Source organism: Nitrosomonas cryotolerans ATCC 49181 (assembly GCF_900143275.1).
Classification (GTDB): Bacteria; Pseudomonadota; Gammaproteobacteria; order Burkholderiales; family Nitrosomonadaceae; genus Nitrosomonas; species Nitrosomonas cryotolerans.
Genome location: NZ_FSRO01000001.1, coordinates 1,616,635 through 1,634,501, shown reverse-complemented (window position 1 = coordinate 1,634,501; position 17,867 = coordinate 1,616,635). Strand labels below are relative to the sequence as shown.

The following is a 17,867-nucleotide window of genomic DNA, read 5'->3' as shown; positions in this document are numbered from 1 at the left end:
CTATCTGACAACACGTTATCTCCGCCAATGGCAGCAACAAGCAAACAATCCGATTCGACACAAGCAGCGGCATCAGAATTTCTGGTTGATCAGATGAGCCATAAGATTCAGGAAACACCCCATAACCCAACCAGATATTTTCAGTTGAGAACGACACGGGTAAAAACAACGATCAAGATAATGAATACATCCATTCAAAAGAGACGCGCCTGGCGACCCCCACAACGGCAGCCATAATGATCATCCGCACCTCGGATAAGAGGCAGGAGTTGCTATTGAGTGAAAAGTGACAAATGACAAATGACAAATGACAAGTGACAAATGACAAATGACAAGTGACAAGTGACAAGGCGTCATCGCAGGAAAATGTGTTAACGTTAATAGGAATTAGAGCATGCTTTCATCTCCAGGGATTGGTTCCGGACTCGATGTCAATAGTATTGTTAGCCAATTAATGACCGTAGAGCGCCAGCCACTGGCAGCACTGAATCAAAAGGAAGCCAAACAACAGGCCCAGCTTTCTGCTTTTGGCAGCTTAAAAGGCGCTTTATCTTCATTTCAAAGCAGCCTGAGTTCACTAACAGACCCCGCTAAATTTTCGACCATATCAGCCAATCTGGCGGATTCTTCAGTTGCAACCGTGATCACTTCTTCCAATGCGGTTGCAGGCCGTCATGATGTTGAAGTGCAATCGCTCGCACAGGCACACAAGGTAAAATCCGGTAATTTCGCATCTACCAATACCACGCTTGGGAGTGGCACCATCACCATCCAGTTCGGGACCTATAGTGGCGGCACGTTTTCACTCAACCCGGACAGGCCAGCCCAATCGATTACCATCGCACCCAATGAATCCTCATTAACGGGTGTACGCAATGCCATCAATCTCGCTGATGCAGGCGTCTCAGCCAGCATTGTAAATGATGGCGCCGGAGACCGCCTGGTTATTGCCTCAAAGCATCCTGGACTCAGTAATGCATTAAAAATCAGTACTGTGGATGATGATAACAATCATACGGATAACGCAGGCTTATCACAGCTGGTTTATGACGCCTCATCAGGCGGCACCATGAATCTAACTGAAACGGTAGCCGCCAGTAACGCCACATTAATAGTCGATGGTATTTCAATTAGCAAAGCATCCAACACAATTAATGATGCCATAGAAGGGATTACATTCAACCTCTTAAAACCCAATACCGGCAATACAACCACCCTGAATATCACGCACGACACAGCCGGCACTCAGGCTGCCGTCTCGTCATTTGTCAAGGCTTTTAATGACCTGGACAAAATAATCACAGATCTTTCGAAGTACGATGCGAGCACAAAACGGGCCTCCATATTAACCGGTGATGCGACGGTTCGATCCATCCAATCACAATTGCGTAGTACATTGAATGATCCCTTATCTACTGCTGGCGGCGGCTTAACCCTGCTATCGGAAATTGGCGTCAGCTTTCAAAATAACGGCACACTGAAATTAGATTCAGATAAACTAAAAGCCGTTCTCAAGGATTCAACCAAAGACATCTCTACCTTGTTTGCCTCAATGGGTAAACCCAGTGACAGTCTCGTTTCATTTGTCAGTGCCACTCCCGATACAAAAAACGGACGCTATGCCCTCAATGTGAGCCAAATGGCCACACAAGGTGCCGCCGTTGGCAGCACCCCCGCAGCACTCACGATCAATGCCGGCAGCAATGACACATTAGACCTTACCCTTGATAATGTCGAAGCCAGTATAACGCTGGCAGCCGGCACCTACAATGCAACCACTTTAGCTGCCGAAATCCAATCAAAAATTAATGGCCATTCAGCCTTTTCCGCCGCAGGCAGTAATGTAACCGTTACACAATCTGCGGGCATATTAAGTATTTCGTCCAATCGCTATGGCTCCGCCTCGATCGTGACGATTACAGGCGGAACAGGCCAATCAGATTTATTAGGCACACCCACTGAGACCCATGGCCTGGATATCGCAGGCACACTTGGAAACACAGCTGCAACAGGATCGGGCCAGGTGCTCACAGGTGCAGGTAACAGCAGCGGCCTGGTACTCGAAATAAAAGCGGGAACAACCGGCGCACGTGGCACCGTAGATTTTTCACATGGTTTTGCTTCCAGGCTCAACAAGCTGGTTGGCAGCCTGCTGGAAAATGACAGTTTAATCGATAGTCGCATGGATGGCATCAACTCCTCAATCAAGGATATCACCACACGACGGGAATCATTGAATCAACGATTGAATGGCGTGGAAAAACGAATACGGACGCAATTCGCCGCCCTGGACACAATGATTAGCAACATGACTCAAACGAGCAATTTTTTGCAGCAGCAGTTGGCAAATCTTCCCAGTATAGGAAACTAGCCATCAATACCTAGAAAAACACAAGGAGTAAAAGATGTATGCCGCAATGAACAATCCCATCTCTACCTATCAACGCATTGGCATCGAAACAGGTGTTGAATCGGCTAATCCCCACAAACTGATACTGATGTTATTTGAAGGTGCGCAGGAAGCACTGGCAAAGGCCAAAATGCACCTGCAGTATAACGAGATCGCCGCCAAGGGTGAAATGCTTTCAAAAGCCATCATGATCATCGATCAGGGCCTCAAGGCGAGCCTGGATATGAATGCCGAAGGTGATATCGCACTCCAACTACAAGCACTGTATGACTATATGATTCATCGCTTATTAACTGCGAATCTCCGGAATGATCCCGCAATCATCAATGAGGTCAATGAATTATTGTCAGTGCTATGTGATGCATGGAGAATCATTGGTGAATCAGATGCAGCAAAATCAATATCAGGCAAATAAGTAATCTCGGGATCAAGCAGCCAAGTAATTACATTAAAAAGGAAGTAAATCATGCTGGATGACGCACAGGAAATTACGACCTATGAAGCAATGTTAGTTATCACCAATCAGATGTTAGCCGCTGCTCAGAATAGTGAATGGGATAAGTTAGTTATCTTAGAACAAGAATGCAAGGCGCTCACAGACAAACTGGTGCAACACAGCTCCCAGAATATTCTCAGTCATGAATTGCAGCAAAGAAAAATCCGGATTATCCATCAAGTATTAGCCGATGATGCTCAAATCAGAATGATCACCGAACCATGGATGGAAAAACTTCGGAGCATACTCAATACGGCTGAACATAAACGCAATTTACAGCAGGCATACCAACCTGATCACAACACGTAATCGCCCAATCAGAGAACACCCTGTCATATCACATCTGAATCCATACAAACAACATAAAGATAATCTGTTGTGATTCCAACCATCATCAAAACTGATTCGATATCGCAGCCCTCACCTTCAGATTCGGTTGCACCCGTTACCCCTGTTGCCGCAGCTTCCAATGTAAAAAACGCATTATCGCACCTCATACCCGGACAAAAATATCAGGCCCTGATCGAATCCCGTTTGCCCAACAACCATGTCAAAGTTGTCATAGCAAACCAATCGTTACACATGCATCTCCCTGAAAATATACGGCCAGGGGATCAGATAGAACTCGTATTCATCTCGCGAGAGCCCAGGCTTCAGTTTTTATTACAAAGCAAGGGACTATCTGATGGATTAAAGCATAACGCATCGATTAGTACTACTGGGCGCTTTTTGAGTGCCTTAACCCAAGGCGCGATAAAACCAAGCATACCGCAATCATCAACGCTTACCACACCTATACTGCCCAGTCCACCATCAAATAGCCAGATATTACCCGGGTTATTGCAGATAGCGCTCTCTCAAAGTGGATTATTCTACGAATCTCATCAAGCGCAATGGATAGCAGGAAAAAAGACACTGGCACAGTTACAACAGGAACCGCAAGGTAAACTAACGTTCACAACTATCGATATGCCAACCGCATCTCATTCAATCATACCCGCTGACATACAAAGCATCTATTTGGTGCAGCAACAACTGGCTGCACTAGAAACGGGACATATAACCTGGCGTGGAGAAGTCTGGTGTGAGCAGGCCATGGAATGGGACATCCTGGAACACAAGTCTGACGGAAAAAGCGATACAGACAAGTTCATTCCGTGGCAGACGCAGCTACGGCTGACGCTACCCCAGCTAGGCGATATTATCGCTACAATTGCATTCGATGCACAAAGGGAGGTGCATATCAAACTGGATACCACCATAACAGAGACCGCCTGCTTATTAAAAAAGAATCAATCACCACTGGCAGCGGCCATGACATCAGCGGGCTTAAAGATTCAAGCGGTGGAGGTACAACACCATGTCAGAGAATAAAACCCATGTAACAGCCGTAGCACTGGCTTATCATCATGCTGAAACAGCCATACCTAAAGTAGTTGCAAAAGGACGAGGGGTTACCGCACAAGAGATTATTCGACGCGCCAGAGAATCGGGCATTTACGTGCATGAATCCGTAGAATTAGTCGCACTATTAATGCAAGTAAACCTGGATGAACGCATTCCTTCCCAACTCTACATCGCCGTAGCCGAATTGCTGGCCTGGCTTTATTATCTGGAACAAGAAAAAAATTCCGTGAATCCCTCTAGCGGACCGGGTAATCAATATACTACACAAAGCAGAACCCCTGAATAATGTCAAAATCTGATCAAAAACTCATAATGCCAGGAATTGCTCATACTTTTGAATCGCCTCAGAAAGAGGGCGAACAGGATTTCCGTATTCATTCAGAAGTTGAAATCTTTTTTATCCTAAGCACAATCATGCAGGCAAACACACTGATTACACTTTACTTTGATAATGCCAAAAACTTTATTCTCACATCCATTCTCGCAATCAATGCGGATAATAAAGAGATCATAATAGACTATGGTGTTGACGAGAAGCTGAATCAAGACGTATTGTGCACAAAAAAACTGACCTTCATAACATCTCAAAATAGAATCAAAATTGAATTCGTCTGTAATACCATTAGAAAAATACAATTTGAGAGCCTTGAAGCTTTTGCCGTCAAGATACCTGAATTTCTAGTGCGTATGCAAAGAAGGAATCATTTTCGTATTTCCACCCCAACGATCAAACCATTAAGATGTACTATTCCGCTTCCATCTGGAGGCAGTACCAACATAGCTGAAATCACCTTGCTCGATATCAGCTGTGGCGGCATAGCCGTTATCGATCACCATCCTATTATCAGCTTTGACCCAGGAAAAATATACAAAAATTGCCAAATCACATTACCTGGAATTGGCACCATCAATGTCGCTATCCAGGTAAAAAATACTTATCAGATCACCTTGCTCAACGGGCTGACTTGCAAACGTGCCGGTTGTCAGTTCATAGCGCTATCCACCAGCATGCAGGCAATGATCCAGCGCTATATCATCAAACAGGAGCAAATACAAAGAGCAACCGAGCAATCAGCTAGAAATTCCAACTTTCACAAACCAGCCTGAACGAACCCCCCAAAATCTCCAGGTTAATTCAATAGATACAATCTTCCGGATAAATGAAATACGGCATTCATTCTATTTAATTAATTCCAACAACAGCTAAGAAATTAACGAAATCTATATATCCAACTTAATCATCTTTAATGATGTTTACGGATTATCACATTATTATTCAGTATAATTTCAACCGCTACAGCCCACTTTCAGCGCGGCTTATTGTAGAAAAATTGATTACCTTATCGTTTCGGAATCTGCCATGCCCCGCAAAAACCATCACTTACCAACATAATTCCCTGGTCAGGGCACAAACAACGCTCCAGACACGATTCGATCTAATTCAGATAATATCAGACAAATCATCATATTATAGTAGTTTCTTGCTCAAGAATTGGGTAAAATCTGAATTTGTATGCACGCTTAATTTCCATTCACATACTTTAACAGAAATAGGTGAAAACACAGGCTTTAGCATCAACGAAGCTGACTCCCTATCCACAGGTAGATAAGCAGCTGGTGCGCCCATCCGTTTCGGAGAGAGTTATCCGTTCAGGTCAAGGCAGTGGTTTTTGACCCGGAATAAAAAGAATAACTCTCTTAATGACATAAATTAACCATCATATCGAGAAACACAGCATAACCGGATTAAACTTGCATATTCATTATCGTCTGATATGCCGCAACCAGTTTATTCCGTGTCTGTACCATTGATTGAAACGACACCTCTGCTTTTTGCAGCGATATCATAACTTCATGCAGGTTTGTTTCGGATTCATCACTCGCAAAACTCCGACTTAACTTTCCTGCTGTCTGTTGGACATGATTCACCTGATCTATCGCACCTTTCAATGCCCGGCTAAAATCAACGCTATTTTCCGCATCGGCAGCCGATGCGAGGGTCTTACCCCCCGATGCCAGCACCGATGCTGTACGTAATTGTTCCAATACATTATTTATTCCCAGTTTATCCATGCTTTTCCTCAAAAATTGGCTGGATCCATATCGTCTCTAGAAATTATCCGGCGGGAATTTTGCAATCCGCGCTCATAATAACTATCACACTGTTGCTTGCTGTTGCCTGTACAGTTAAACCACGGTCTGCAGCATAGCATTACTCTCAATTCTGATCATGATCAGAATAAGACAAACAAATTTGTTCTGTTTGATGATTCAAAGTTTATAAATTTCCTGATAATTCACATAATCACAGTAATCCAATCCAATATAACAACTAAGGAATAGGCATATTTATTGGCACCATAGCTATCCATTTTTTTAGCTGATATCTAAATATAACAACTGCTATAGCATGTGCCCTTATTTGACATTTTGATTGCTTAAGCTCATGTATTACTGATTAACCGGAGATTCATATCTATTGCTTATCTGAATCATCACTTGCTTGGATCCTTAAATTCTAGCTACTCATACATACTGTAATTAACAACTCAGAATTTAGGCAGGAGAAAATGCATGGCAACAACGCCCAATGAATCTAATGCGATAGCATCCAACACAACAATTCGGTTTGACCAATTTAACCAGCTATCCAGCCAAAAGAAATTGGGTCTCATTCTCTCTATAGCGGCCGTTATTGCACTAATGACAGGTGCATGGATGTGGAGTCAAACGCCCGATTATCGGGTTCTTTACTCCAATATATCGGATCATGATGGTGGCGCCATTATCAGCGCCCTACAGAAAATGAATGTGCCTTATAAATTTTCCGAAGGCGGCAGCACTATTCTGGCACCTGGCAATCAGGTGCATGAAGTGCGTCTACGGCTTGCTAGCCAGGGGTTGCCAAAGGGAGGACTCGCTGGCTTCGAATTGATGGAAAACCAAAAATTTGGATCCAGCCAGTTTTTAGAACAAGTTAATTATCAGCGTGCGCTAGAAGGTGAACTAGCACGCTCAGTTCAGTCATTATCAGCAGTACAAAGTGCGCGCGTGCACCTTGCTATTTCCAAGCCATCGGTATTTGCCAGAGATAAGCAATCACCCAGTGTCTCAGTATTGCTCAATCTATACCCGGGGAGAGTATTAGGTCCCGAGCAGGTCAGCGCCATCGTTCATCTGGTATCAAGTAGCGTACCCAATCTTCCTGTCAAAAATGTGACGGTCGTAGATCAGCATGGCAATCTTCTCAGCGCCCAAAATGAAAACAAATCTGATGGTGGATTTGATGCCAAACAACTTCAATACATACAGGATCTTGAAGATAATTATACGAAACGCATTGAGGCAATTCTTACACCTATTACGGGCGCAGCCAATGTACGTGCTCAAGTCACTGCTGATATCGATTTCTCACGTATTGAACGAGCAGAAGAAATCTACAGACCCAATAACAAGGAGCCTGAATCTGCTTCAATCCGTAGCCAACAAACGGTAGAGTCTAAATCAACCGGATCAAAGTTTGACGGAGGGATACCGGGTGCACTGACAAATCGGCCGCCTGAACCCGCAAATGCACCCATTGAAGTGCCTGGAGAGGCAGAGGAAGCTGCTCAGAATACACCGGTAACTCCACCAACCGACCAACGCATGGAATCTACCATCAATTACGAGGTGGACAAGACTATTCAACACACCAGCCAATCCATTGGAAGCATTAGACGGCTATCTGTAGCGGTGGTCATCAATTATCGTAAGAGAATTGATGACACAGGCAATGCACATCACGAGCCGCTCAGCTCCGAAGAAATCACAAAGATTAATAATCTAGTGAAAGAAGCGATGGGCTATAAAGAAAGTCGGGGCGATACACTCACTGTGACAAATAATCTATTTACGATCGCTGATAGTGAGAATGTCGATGAGATCCCATTCTGGAAGGATCCAGATATGCTCCTGTTGGCAAAAGAAATTAGTAAGCAATTATTAATTGCCGCCATTGTTTTATATTTTTTATTGAAGGTATTACGGCCTTTCCTAAGAAATGTCATCCAGCCCCAGCCAGCCATTCCAGCGCTACCTCCAGAGATTCCTGACAATGAAGAAGTGCTCGCCTTGGAACAATCTTTAGATAAATCAGAAAATAAGCTGGAGGATAAGTCGAATTATGAACAGAATCTTCAAATGGCTAAACAATTAGCAACCAATGAACCGGCGGTTGTTGCCAACGTAATTAAGAATTGGGTATCTAGCAATGACTGATCACGGCCTTAAAAAAAGTGCGATTTTACTGATGTCTCTGGGAGAAATGGAAGCAGCAGCGGTATTTAAGTGTTTATCACCCAAAGAAGTAGAAAAATTAGGTACAGCCATGTCTCATTTAAATAATATAACGCGGGATGAGATAGAGAGTGTACTGGAAGAATTTAGTACTCAAGCGCAAGGAAAAACGGCATTAGGCCAGGATTCAGCTGAGTATATTCGAACAGTACTCATTAATGCACTCGGTGATCAAAAGGCAGCAGGCCTGATCGATCGCATTCTGCAGAATAATGACACAAGAGGCATCGAAGATCTAAAGTGGATGGATCCACCATCAGTAGCAGAATTAATTAAATATGAACATCCTCAGATCATTGCCACTATCCTCGTACATCTTGAACGTGAACAAGCCAGCGAAATCCTGAGCCTACTCCCGGAACGCTTGCGAAATGATACATTATTGCGAATCGCAACACTCGATAGCGTTCAGCCTCACGCATTACGCGAACTCAATGATGTACTAAGCAAACTGCTATCGGGCAGCAATAATATCCGAAAAGCTCCTATGGGCGGCGTACGGACTGCGGTAGAAATTCTTAACTTCATGCCAGCCTCTCAAGAAAGTAACGTAATCGAGCATATCAAACAATATGATGAAGATTTTGCACAACAGATTATGGATGAAATGTTTATTTTTGACGATCTGATCGATATCGATGAGCGCGGCATCCAATTACTACTCCGGGAAATTGAATCTGAATCATTAGTGATTGCACTCAAGGGTGCACAGGAAGAGTTACGCAACAAAATCTTCAAGAATATGTCACAACGTGCCGCTGATGCATTACAGGAAGATCTCGAAGTTAAAGGTCCGGTACGCCTATCCGAAGTTGAAGCAGCACAGAAAGAAATTCTTAAAACATTACGTCAACTCGCCGAAAGCGGACAGATCATTCTCAGTGGCAAAGGTGATGATAACCTTGTTTAATACTCGATCGAACGATGCAATCCTGAAAACCTCGGCAAGGATCCTGACATGATAACGACTCATTTGATACCTAAAGAAGAACTCGCTGCTTATCAACCTTGGGAGCTAGATTCTTTTGATGCCCCTAATAAAAACAAACCGCAGAAAACAAAAACTGTTGATAACCCAGAACCTGATAATAATAAAAAAGCAGCGGCTATGTTACCCACTGAGGAACAAATAGCGCGTATTTATCAACAAGCAAAACACGAAGGACAGACAGCCGGCTATCAGGAAGGACTTGCAACTGGCTATCAAGAAGGCAAGCAAAATGCAGAGATAGAAATAAAAAGCGAAATGGAACGCATACACACACTACTATCCAGCCTCAGTCAGGACCTACAGAGGATAGACCAACAAGTTGCACAGGATCTATTAACCTTAGCGCTCGACCTTGCGAAAAAAATGATTACTCAGTCACTACAGATCCATCCGGAATTAATCCTTCCCATCGTACAAGAGGCAATACGTCATTTACCCAATTCCATGCAGCATCCCTGCCTTATCCTGCATCCAACAGATGCGGCACTGGTACGTCGCCACATGGATGATCAATTATCACATGCTAACTGGGAAATTCATGAAGATAAACGAATATCACAAGGAGGCTGTCTGCTAAAAGCCAACGGAAGTGAGGTTGATGCCAGTCTGGCAACGCGGTGGCAAAGAATACTGGCCGCCATCGGCCAAAAAGATAACTGGATAGACTCAAAAGAATAGCATGACTCGCAATGATCATTGGTGCAGTTTTTTACATAACTGTAACCAACTTATCACAGCTTCAGATCCATTATTACAGAGTGGTACGCTAACGCGTGTCGCAGGACTTGTGATGGAAGCTATTGGATTGAAACTTGCTGTCGGTAGCAGCTGCACTATATTCCTTCCCAATGGAAACAATGTTTCGGCAGAAGTAGTTGGTTTTTCAGAAGATCGCTTATTCCTAATGCCATCTGGCGATACCTATGGATTAGTGCCTGGCGCCAGAGTGGTTTCAACAGAATTCATTGGAGAACTACCTAAAATCGGCTGCCTTCAACACCCAAAAAGACGCGCCGCAGATCGTGCCAAACATGTCATGGTTGGTTATGAATTACTGGGACGCGTATTAAGTGGAGCGGGGGAACCACTGGATCAACTAGGCCCGCTACGCGTCGAGAATAGCATGCCATTGTATAGTCGGCCTTATAATCCACTGGAACGTGTCCCGGTCAGTGAGCCACTAGATGTTGGTGTACGCGTCATTAATACCTTATTGACTGTTGGAAGAGGTCAACGTATGGGCTTGTTTGCTGGAAGTGGTGTCGGCAAAAGCGTATTACTCGGCATGATGGCACGTTATACCAGCGCTGATGTAATTGTTGTTGCCTTAATCGGCGAGCGAGGACGTGAGGTTAAGGAATTTATAGAGAATATCCTGGGAAAAGAGGGACTCGCACGTGCTGTGGTTATTGCGGCTCCCGCTGATACCTCGCCATTGCTGCGGTTGCAAGGAGCCGCTTACGCGACAGCAATTGCTGAATTCTTCCGTGATCAGGGTAAACACGTGCTATTAATTATGGATTCACTCACACGTTTTGCCATGGCACAACGAGAAATTGCGCTGGCTATTGGCGAACCACCGGCAACCAAAGGTTATCCGCCATCTGTATTTGCCAAATTGCCTCAACTTGTGGAGCGGGCCGGCAATGGTAATAAAGCCAGCGGTTCGATTACTGCCTTTTATACGGTATTGACCGAAGGTGATGATCAAAATGATCCAATAGCCGATAATGCACGTGCGATTCTCGATGGGCATATAGTGCTTTCACGCCGATTAGCTGAAGCTGGGCATTACCCCGCTATTGATATTGAAGCCTCCATCAGTCGTGTCATGACCAGCCTGGTTTCACGTGAACAAATCGAATTAGCACGGCATTTTAAAAGTCTATATTCTCGCTATCAGCGCAGTCATGACTTGATCAGTGTCGGTGCCTATGTTGCGGGCACCCATCCAGAGCTAGATAAAGCTATTAAACTTTACCCTGCTCTTGAATCTTTTTTACAACAAGGCATGTTTCAGCAGGAGAACTACCACGATAGTCTAAAGAAACTAATGATACTGTTCGATAACAAGCAGGGCTAAGTAATCTATGAATCTTAAGATTCATCTAGTGTATAAAAAATAATCCTTGCAACATTCATTATTTGAAGCTTTTGCAAAAGTTCTTATAAGAAGTTTTAGACTATTGATTATAAAGAATTGATTTTTCAACTATTGGGGTTTCGCAAAGATCTCTATTTGTATAACACGAGATCGTCTCTTAGAGCTGAGGTGATTATACAATCCTGACTTAACCTTACTCACCACAATTACCTGGAATCGGGGAAATATTAGGAAATACAACAATATGATAAGGATATTGTAATGTCTAAAAGCTCATCCCTCAAAATACTACTTGATCACGCTCAGCAACAAAGTAACACCTCCGCAAGAAAACTGGGACAGTTAAATTCCCAGCAACAAGAGGCAGAGAAGAAATTGCTTTTACTTCTACAATACCAACATAATTATCAATCACATTTTCAAGATTCCGCAAAAAAGGGTATCGACCAAATTGAATGGCTGAATTTCATTGCATTTATGAATAAACTGGATGCGGCTATAACTGAACAACGCAAAACCGTTACGATTACCAATAGCAACAGAGAAATCGGTGGAAGTGAATTCCAATCCTATCAACGCAAACTCAAGTCCTACGATACATTATCACAACGTCACGACAGGATTAAAACACAGCAGCTGACAAAGCGCGAGCAAACGGAACAGGATGAATATGCCGCCACCCCATCCATTCACCATTATAAATAAATAAAAATCTATTTAATGCTGCAATAATTAGGCTTATTGATATTCTAATGAAATTAGTTTCATACAAAAATGCCGATATCCAATATATTGATTTCGCCACAGACACACGTTTTACCCGATAATCCGATAACGTTAGTTAACTCAGACACTGACGTCAATGAACCATTCGAAAAAGTAATGATGCGAGAAATTTCGAAAGAAACCGCTGTGCATGAACCAAAGAACCACATCCCAGCTCCTCATGAAATCTATGATAAGACATCGTCTTCAGGGATCATCATAAATTCATCGGAACCAATACAAACAGATGAAAGAAATAGTACGACACCCGATACCAGCGTTGAAAACACGATCAATACCGAAATAACGCCATTTCTCTTACTACCAGCACTATTGATCAGCAAGCCATATCAATATGCCGGTAGCCACCAGCAGACACCAGGTCCCAACGCCTCATCACTAACGACTCATCAGGTGCTACAGCCAGACCTGTCAGGAAGCGGCACACTGAATCAAATCAACAAACAGTTCTTTAGCTCGGCAGATTTTGCTGCTTCCAGCAGAACACCACCGCTCTCTACAGAAAGCAGCCAAACCATTTTCTCTAACACAGGAGAACTCACGACTTTGCTACTACCAGATTCTGCACATCAAATAGGTATAACGAGTAGTACGACATCTATCACTTCTCCCCTCACACTCGATATAGACAGTATCAACCTTGATACCCATGCTGGACAACCAAAATGGAATAACGAATTTGCCCAAAAAATAGTATGGCTGTCGAACCAGCAAGGTCAAACAGCTGAGATTCGTTTAAACCCAGCTCATCTTGGCCCGATCGAAGTCTTACTAAATATCACAAATGAACAGGGTGCTCAAGCCACAGCCCAGTTCGCATCACCTCATTTAGCTGTACGTGAAGCAATTGAAGCAGCTCTACCCAGGTTAAAAGAAATGATGTCAGAAAGCGGAATTGAGCTCGGGAATGTCCTGATTGGTGCAGACTCATTTCAACAGCAAGCCAATACCGGGCACCGTCAACATACACCATCAAGATTGCCTATTGGCAGAATAAGTACGCATGATGCGCCTGCTAGTCAGATTGAGACACATATTCAATCTAATCAGCATCAGGGGATTGTCAATACTTTTGCTTGATCAACAACCAGGTCTCAAGCAAGACAAAGCCGTTTTGACTGCTCCCCTCCGTAAACGAAGGGGATTCCCAATTCAACGAATCCAACCCGGACGCACCTAAATGCAAACAGGACTTATAGATTCTCCAAGGGCTGACACCGCCAGTCCAGCGGCCAAAACATTACGCGCTGCGTTGATGTCTCGATCATGGATTGATCCGCATTCCGGACAAGTCCATTCACGCACATTCAAAGGCATCTTGTTTACGGTATGCCCACATCCCGAGCAGCGTTTGCTGCTTGGATACCATCGGTCAATACCTACAAGCTCTCGCCCGTACCACAGCGACTTGTATTCTAATTGCCGCACAAATTCACCCCATCCTACATCGGAAATTGATTTTGCGAGGCAACGATTTTTCTTCATATTGCTAACAGCTAAAGACGCTACAGCTATCACTTGGTTTTCGTTCACTAGCCGTGTTGAGAGTTTATGTAGAAAGTCTTTACGAGCATCAGCAATTCCTGCATGTAGTCGCGCTACTTTCAGTCTGGCTTTTTGTCTATTGGCCGACCCTTTGCGCTTTTTAGATAGCTTGCGTTGCAGCTTAGCAAGCCTGGTTTCATTCTTTCGTAGCGTGTTAGGAGACGCAATCTTCTCGCCCGTAGAAAGAATAGCGAAGTGCGTTAATCCTAAGTCAATGCCGACTTTGCCGCTAACCCTTGGCTTTCGCGCAACAGAGTCGTCGCAAAGCATAGAAACATGGTATCGACTCGCTGAGTCTTTAGAGACTGTTGCAATCGTTAGTTTTGTCGCCTTAGGAAGGGTGCGCGACCATCTGATATTCAGTGGATCTTTCATCTTCGCCAGTTTCAGAGACTTACCGTCCCACTTGAAGGCGCTGGACGTGTATTCAGCCGATTGCTTCTCATGCTTGCTTTTGAATGACGGGTATTTGGCTCGTTTGGCAAAGAAATTACCAAATGCCGTTTGCAGGTGGCGGAGAGATTGCTGCACAGGAACACTGGAAACTTTGTTCAGCCATTCAAATTCAGGCTCTTTTTTTAACTCGGTCAACAAAGAGGAGGTAGCATGATACCCGATTCTTTTTTTCTCGGTATACCAAGCATCAGAACGAACGTGCAACATGCGATTATAGACAAACCGAGCACACCCGAATGTTTGAGCCAGAATAGTTTCTTGCTCAAAAGTTGGGTAAAACCTGAATTTGTATGCGCGCTTCATTTCCACTCACACACTTTAACAGAAATAGGTGAAAAACAGGCTTTAGTATCAACGAAGCTGACTCCCTATCCATCCTCGGCCTTAAGACCGGGGTTTTCCGGAAGTTGAGATGATAAAGCGAAGCTACTGGCCCACCCATATCGTATTGGGCCCTATACGCTATAATAACCGCTCGTTTATTGACATCGTCCCCCGTCTAAAGACAGGCGATTCCTGCTGTATCTACCCCGGAATGGGGTAGATGACTTCGGTGAATTCTTATTGCTGACGACATGACTGTATCGTTCACTTGACAGGCGAGCTGGGCATGCCCTGCCCTTAGAATATTGATGGCCGCGTTGAGGTCTGCATTTTCTGCTGCGTACCCACATTCGGCACACGCGAAATTGGATTGCGTTGTGTGATTCTCGGCAGGCACATGGAGACTTTTGCAAAAGTCTCTGAACATAAGACTAAAGATTTAGGCTCATTTTCCGTATCTGGAAATAGCCATGAATTCGGCTGCTGTTTGTTATATTCCCCCCTTTCTTATTCTTACATAATTGACCTGTCGCATAAGGAATAAAAATGTCAACAACTACTAGCATGGAAAACACCAAAAATAAGAAGAACTTATTGCCGATAATTCTGATTGCGATAATAGCCATTGGAAGTGGTGCAGGCGGCGCGTGGTATGTTATACAGAACCTGGATACAACAGGAGAAACCACACAATCCCATAAAAAACCAGTGAAATTCATTGACATAGAGACCTTCACTGTCAACCTTCAACCAGAAGAAGATAGCCAGTACCTGCAAGTAGGACTCACTGTCAAAACTCAAGAAACTGACGTAGTCAATGTTATTAAAAAACAAATGCCTGAGATACGTAATCGTATCCTATTATTACTATCCAGCAAAAAGCCAACAGAAATTCTTTCCATAGCTGGTAAACAGCAATTAAGTGCAGAGATTACTGATGAGATTAGGCAAACAATTGATTCAGAGATCATGCAAGAAGAGATTCTTGACGTATTATTCACATCATTTGTTATCCAATAATACTGATGACTGAAGATTTCCTCTCCCAGGAAGAAGTTGATGCCCTACTCAAAGGCACAGCGGATGAAAATAATAATATATCAAATAAACAAAGAGCATCTGGCATTCAATCCTATAATATTGCGACACAAGAACGAATCGTGGGCGAACGCATGCCTACCTATGAAATTATTAATGAACGGTTTGCGCGCCTTCTACAAACTGGGCTATTCAATTTTATGCGTCGAACGGTTGATGTTTCGGCTAGACCGCTCAAAATAATCAAGTACAGTGAGTTTGTACGCGATCTAATCGTGCCTACTAATTTCAATATCGTTCATATCAAACCATTACGTGGCACTGCCTTATTCATTTTTGACCCTAGTTTGATATTCCTAATCGTAGACCATTTATTTGGTGGCGATGGCAGATTTCATTCGCGTATAAAGGGAAAAGATCTCACCCAGACTGAGCTGCGTATCATCCAGCGCTTGCTCGATGTTGTATTTGAGGGTTATGAAAAATCATGGGAATCTGTCTATCCGGTGAAATTTGAATATATCAGATCCGAAATAAATCCCCAATTTGCAAATATTGCTACCGCTAACGAAATTGTGATTGCTGTTACTTTTGATATCGATCTGGGTGATAAAGGTGGTGAGTTACATATTTGTATGCCTTATGCAATGATTGAACCGATACGCAATATTCTCTACAGCACTTTACAGTGCAATCATTCGGAAACTGACAAACGTTGGGTACGCCTGCTATCACAACAAGTACAAAATGCTGAAGTAGAACTCGTTGCCAACCTTGGACATACAAAAGTTACCTTTGACCAGATCTTGAGTATGCAAGAAGGCGATATCATCCCATTAGATATCCCCGAAACTATTACAGCATCTGTAGATGGAATGCCAGTAATGGAATGTCGCTATGGCATCATAAACAGACGATATGCCTTAAGAGTAAATACAATGCTTTGCCAAGCAGAGTCTATTTAACTTAATGGAGATAAATATGCCTGAAACTACGACTACGAAACAATCAGATAGTAATGATTCGGCAACCACAATGACAGAACAAACGTTATCGACATCGGATAAGCCTGAATCGACTACTGCCCCGACTGATACTAATATCAATGCTGGAACTGGAACTGGAACCGAAACCGAAACCGAAACCGAAACCGAAACCGAAACCGAAACAAAAAATAATACGATGCCTAACGCACAAACTGCTTCTGTTTTTGAAGAATTTTCAAAGGATGAATTATTGACTAGCGCCCAAAATGATATCGATATGATTCTGGATATTCCTGTTCAGCTCACTGTTGAACTTGGGCGAACAAAAATTACGATCAAAAACTTATTACAACTAGCACAAGGCTCTGTCATTGAACTTGAGGGTACGGCGGGCGGACCAATGGATGTACTGGTTAATGGCTGTCTAATTGCGCAGGGTGAGGTGGTTGTAGTCAATGATAAATTTGGTATCAGACTGACCAATATTATTACACCGAGTGAACGCATCCGAAAACTCAATCATTAAAGCCTTGAATGCTAATCCGCTATCTAACATTATTGATACTCGCAATTCCATCTCGAATCTATGCCGAGGTATCACAGCCGGGCTATACGCCTCCCCCACCAGTCATATCTATAGAAAATATGTTACAGATGGCTGCCGGATTATTACTGGTGTTGATAGTCATTGGAGCGGCTACTTGGTTACTCAAACGTTTCGCTATCATCCCAACGACTACTTCAAACGCCATAAAAATAATTTCAACGACAAGCATTGGTCAACGGGAGCGCATCGTGATACTTGAAGTAGGTGACACCTGGCTGGTTCTAGGCGTTGCTCCTGGTCGAGTTAGCACTTTGCACAGTATGGAAAAAATTTCAATGAAACCATCTGATGATATATCCAATAAATCAGGTAACGATAAATTCTCGGAACATCTAAACCAACAAATAGGAAAGAAATATAACCAATCATAGTTCAATGG

Annotated in this window: 19 protein-coding genes; 16 read left to right on the top strand and 3 right to left on the bottom strand. The window is 43.4% G+C overall.

What is annotated here, in order from left to right:
• The first annotated feature begins 394 nt into the window (after nt 1–394).
• The 6 genes from fliD (at nt 395) to BUQ89_RS07300 (ending at nt 5,420) form a co-directional block, all read left to right on the top strand.
• Complete coding sequence (gene fliD, locus BUQ89_RS07325; RefSeq protein ID WP_028461790.1) at nt 395–2,371, top strand: flagellar filament capping protein FliD; 1,977 nt, start codon at nt 395–397, stop codon at nt 2,369–2,371.
• Nucleotides 2,372–2,405: 34 nt separating this feature from the next.
• The gene (fliS, locus tag BUQ89_RS07320; protein WP_028461791.1) at nt 2,406–2,825 is read left to right on the top strand and encodes a flagellar export chaperone FliS; all 420 of its coding nucleotides are present in this window, start codon (nt 2,406–2,408) and stop codon (nt 2,823–2,825) included.
• 51 nt (nt 2,826–2,876) lie between these two features.
• Nucleotides 2,877–3,215 (top strand): flagellar protein FliT, encoded by a 339-nt coding sequence (locus tag BUQ89_RS07315; protein ID WP_028461792.1) that lies wholly within the window; start codon nt 2,877–2,879, stop codon nt 3,213–3,215.
• Between the two features lie 69 nt (nt 3,216–3,284).
• Nucleotides 3,285–4,280 (top strand): flagellar hook-length control protein FliK, encoded by a 996-nt coding sequence (fliK, locus tag BUQ89_RS07310; RefSeq protein ID WP_028461793.1) that lies wholly within the window; start codon nt 3,285–3,287, stop codon nt 4,278–4,280.
• Nucleotides 4,267–4,599, top strand: a complete 333-nt coding sequence (locus BUQ89_RS07305) for an EscU/YscU/HrcU family type III secretion system export apparatus switch protein (RefSeq protein WP_028461794.1) — start codon at nt 4,267–4,269, stop codon at nt 4,597–4,599. Before fliK ends, BUQ89_RS07305 begins: the two co-directional genes overlap by 14 nt.
• Nucleotides 4,599–5,420, top strand: a complete 822-nt coding sequence (locus BUQ89_RS07300; RefSeq protein WP_245812934.1) for a flagellar brake protein — start codon at nt 4,599–4,601, stop codon at nt 5,418–5,420. The genes BUQ89_RS07305 and BUQ89_RS07300 overlap by 1 nt, the downstream gene beginning before the upstream one ends.
• A gap of 356 nt (nt 5,421–5,776) precedes the next feature.
• Here BUQ89_RS07300 and BUQ89_RS14585 read toward each other — a convergent pair whose 3' ends face one another.
• Both BUQ89_RS14585 and fliE read right to left on the bottom strand, forming a co-directional pair.
• Nucleotides 5,777–5,845: a helix-turn-helix domain-containing protein gene (locus BUQ89_RS14585; RefSeq protein ID WP_083399546.1), complete on the bottom strand. Its 69-nt coding sequence runs from the start codon at nt 5,843–5,845 to the stop codon at nt 5,777–5,779.
• 214 nt (nt 5,846–6,059) lie between these two features.
• A complete protein-coding gene (gene fliE, locus BUQ89_RS07295) occupies nt 6,060–6,386 on the bottom strand; it encodes a flagellar hook-basal body complex protein FliE (protein ID WP_028461795.1) in 327 nt (108 codons plus the stop codon).
• Nucleotides 6,387–6,887: 501 nt separating this feature from the next.
• Here fliE and fliF point away from each other — a divergent pair.
• From fliF to BUQ89_RS07265, 6 genes are all read left to right on the top strand, one after another.
• The gene (gene fliF, locus BUQ89_RS07290) at nt 6,888–8,573 is read left to right on the top strand and encodes a flagellar basal-body MS-ring/collar protein FliF (protein ID WP_036573265.1); all 1,686 of its coding nucleotides are present in this window, start codon (nt 6,888–6,890) and stop codon (nt 8,571–8,573) included.
• Entirely contained in the window at nt 8,566–9,561 is a 996-nt protein-coding gene (fliG, locus tag BUQ89_RS07285) for a flagellar motor switch protein FliG (protein WP_028461797.1), read from the top strand. The genes fliF and fliG overlap by 8 nt, the downstream gene beginning before the upstream one ends.
• A 48-nt stretch (nt 9,562–9,609) precedes the next feature.
• On the top strand, nt 9,610–10,320 hold the full coding sequence (locus BUQ89_RS07280) for a flagellar assembly protein FliH (RefSeq protein ID WP_028461798.1): 711 nt from the start codon (nt 9,610–9,612) through the stop codon (nt 10,318–10,320).
• A gap of 1 nt (nt 10,321) precedes the next feature.
• Nucleotides 10,322–11,725, top strand: a complete 1,404-nt coding sequence (gene fliI, locus BUQ89_RS07275; RefSeq protein ID WP_028461799.1) for a flagellar protein export ATPase FliI — start codon at nt 10,322–10,324, stop codon at nt 11,723–11,725.
• Between the two features lie 282 nt (nt 11,726–12,007).
• Nucleotides 12,008–12,451 carry a flagellar export protein FliJ gene (fliJ, locus tag BUQ89_RS07270; protein ID WP_028461800.1) on the top strand — a complete coding sequence of 148 codons (444 nt, stop codon included), beginning with the start codon at nt 12,008–12,010 and terminating at the stop codon, nt 12,449–12,451.
• Nucleotides 12,452–12,520: 69 nt separating this feature from the next.
• Nucleotides 12,521–13,612: a flagellar hook-length control protein FliK gene (locus tag BUQ89_RS07265; RefSeq protein WP_028461801.1), complete on the top strand. Its 1,092-nt coding sequence runs from the start codon at nt 12,521–12,523 to the stop codon at nt 13,610–13,612.
• Nucleotides 13,613–13,708: 96 nt separating this feature from the next.
• On the opposite strand, the gene BUQ89_RS07260 is transcribed toward BUQ89_RS07265, so the two are convergent.
• Nucleotides 13,709–14,836 carry a transposase gene (locus BUQ89_RS07260; RefSeq protein ID WP_245813036.1) on the bottom strand — a complete coding sequence of 376 codons (1,128 nt, stop codon included), beginning with the start codon at nt 14,834–14,836 and terminating at the stop codon, nt 13,709–13,711.
• Nucleotides 14,837–15,403: 567 nt separating this feature from the next.
• Here BUQ89_RS07260 and fliL point away from each other — a divergent pair.
• From fliL to fliO, 4 genes are all read left to right on the top strand, one after another.
• Nucleotides 15,404–15,877, top strand: coding sequence for a flagellar basal body-associated protein FliL (gene fliL, locus BUQ89_RS07255; RefSeq protein ID WP_028462425.1), 474 nt, complete (start codon nt 15,404–15,406; stop codon nt 15,875–15,877).
• 5 nt (nt 15,878–15,882) lie between these two features.
• Nucleotides 15,883–16,860, top strand: a complete 978-nt coding sequence (gene fliM, locus BUQ89_RS07250) for a flagellar motor switch protein FliM (RefSeq protein ID WP_028462426.1) — start codon at nt 15,883–15,885, stop codon at nt 16,858–16,860.
• Between the two features lie 136 nt (nt 16,861–16,996).
• Nucleotides 16,997–17,407: a flagellar motor switch protein FliN gene (gene fliN, locus BUQ89_RS07245; protein ID WP_425434878.1), complete on the top strand. Its 411-nt coding sequence runs from the start codon at nt 16,997–16,999 to the stop codon at nt 17,405–17,407.
• Nucleotides 17,408–17,415: 8 nt separating this feature from the next.
• On the top strand, nt 17,416–17,859 hold the full coding sequence (gene fliO / locus BUQ89_RS07240; protein ID WP_028462428.1) for a flagellar biosynthetic protein FliO: 444 nt from the start codon (nt 17,416–17,418) through the stop codon (nt 17,857–17,859).
• The last annotated feature ends 8 nt before the right edge of the window (nt 17,860–17,867 follow it).

What these genes read in the sequence shown, in the direction of transcription:
- fliE (WP_028461795.1), bottom strand. Translation starts at nt 6,386, where the DNA reads ATGGATAAACTGGGAATAAATAATGTATTGGAACAATTACGTACAGCA.
- fliS (WP_028461791.1), top strand. Translation starts at nt 2,406, where the DNA reads ATGTATGCCGCAATGAACAATCCCATCTCTACCTATCAACGCATTGGC.
- fliD (WP_028461790.1), top strand. Translation starts at nt 395, where the DNA reads ATGCTTTCATCTCCAGGGATTGGTTCCGGACTCGATGTCAATAGTATT.
- fliG (WP_028461797.1), top strand. Translation starts at nt 8,566, where the DNA reads ATGACTGATCACGGCCTTAAAAAAAGTGCGATTTTACTGATGTCTCTG.
- BUQ89_RS07305 (WP_028461794.1), top strand. Translation starts at nt 4,267, where the DNA reads ATGTCAGAGAATAAAACCCATGTAACAGCCGTAGCACTGGCTTATCAT.
- fliL (WP_028462425.1), top strand. Translation starts at nt 15,404, where the DNA reads ATGTCAACAACTACTAGCATGGAAAACACCAAAAATAAGAAGAACTTA.
- fliJ (WP_028461800.1), top strand. Translation starts at nt 12,008, where the DNA reads ATGTCTAAAAGCTCATCCCTCAAAATACTACTTGATCACGCTCAGCAA.
- BUQ89_RS07300 (WP_245812934.1), top strand. Translation starts at nt 4,599, where the DNA reads ATGTCAAAATCTGATCAAAAACTCATAATGCCAGGAATTGCTCATACT.
- fliM (WP_028462426.1), top strand. Translation starts at nt 15,883, where the DNA reads ATGACTGAAGATTTCCTCTCCCAGGAAGAAGTTGATGCCCTACTCAAA.
- fliF (WP_036573265.1), top strand. Translation starts at nt 6,888, where the DNA reads ATGGCAACAACGCCCAATGAATCTAATGCGATAGCATCCAACACAACA.
- fliI (WP_028461799.1), top strand. Translation starts at nt 10,322, where the DNA reads ATGACTCGCAATGATCATTGGTGCAGTTTTTTACATAACTGTAACCAA.
- BUQ89_RS07265 (WP_028461801.1), top strand. Translation starts at nt 12,521, where the DNA reads ATGCCGATATCCAATATATTGATTTCGCCACAGACACACGTTTTACCC.
- fliO (WP_028462428.1), top strand. Translation starts at nt 17,416, where the DNA reads ATGCTAATCCGCTATCTAACATTATTGATACTCGCAATTCCATCTCGA.
- BUQ89_RS07280 (WP_028461798.1), top strand. Translation starts at nt 9,610, where the DNA reads ATGATAACGACTCATTTGATACCTAAAGAAGAACTCGCTGCTTATCAA.
- BUQ89_RS07315 (WP_028461792.1), top strand. Translation starts at nt 2,877, where the DNA reads ATGCTGGATGACGCACAGGAAATTACGACCTATGAAGCAATGTTAGTT.
- BUQ89_RS07260 (WP_245813036.1), bottom strand. Translation starts at nt 14,836, where the DNA reads ATGAAGCGCGCATACAAATTCAGGTTTTACCCAACTTTTGAGCAAGAA.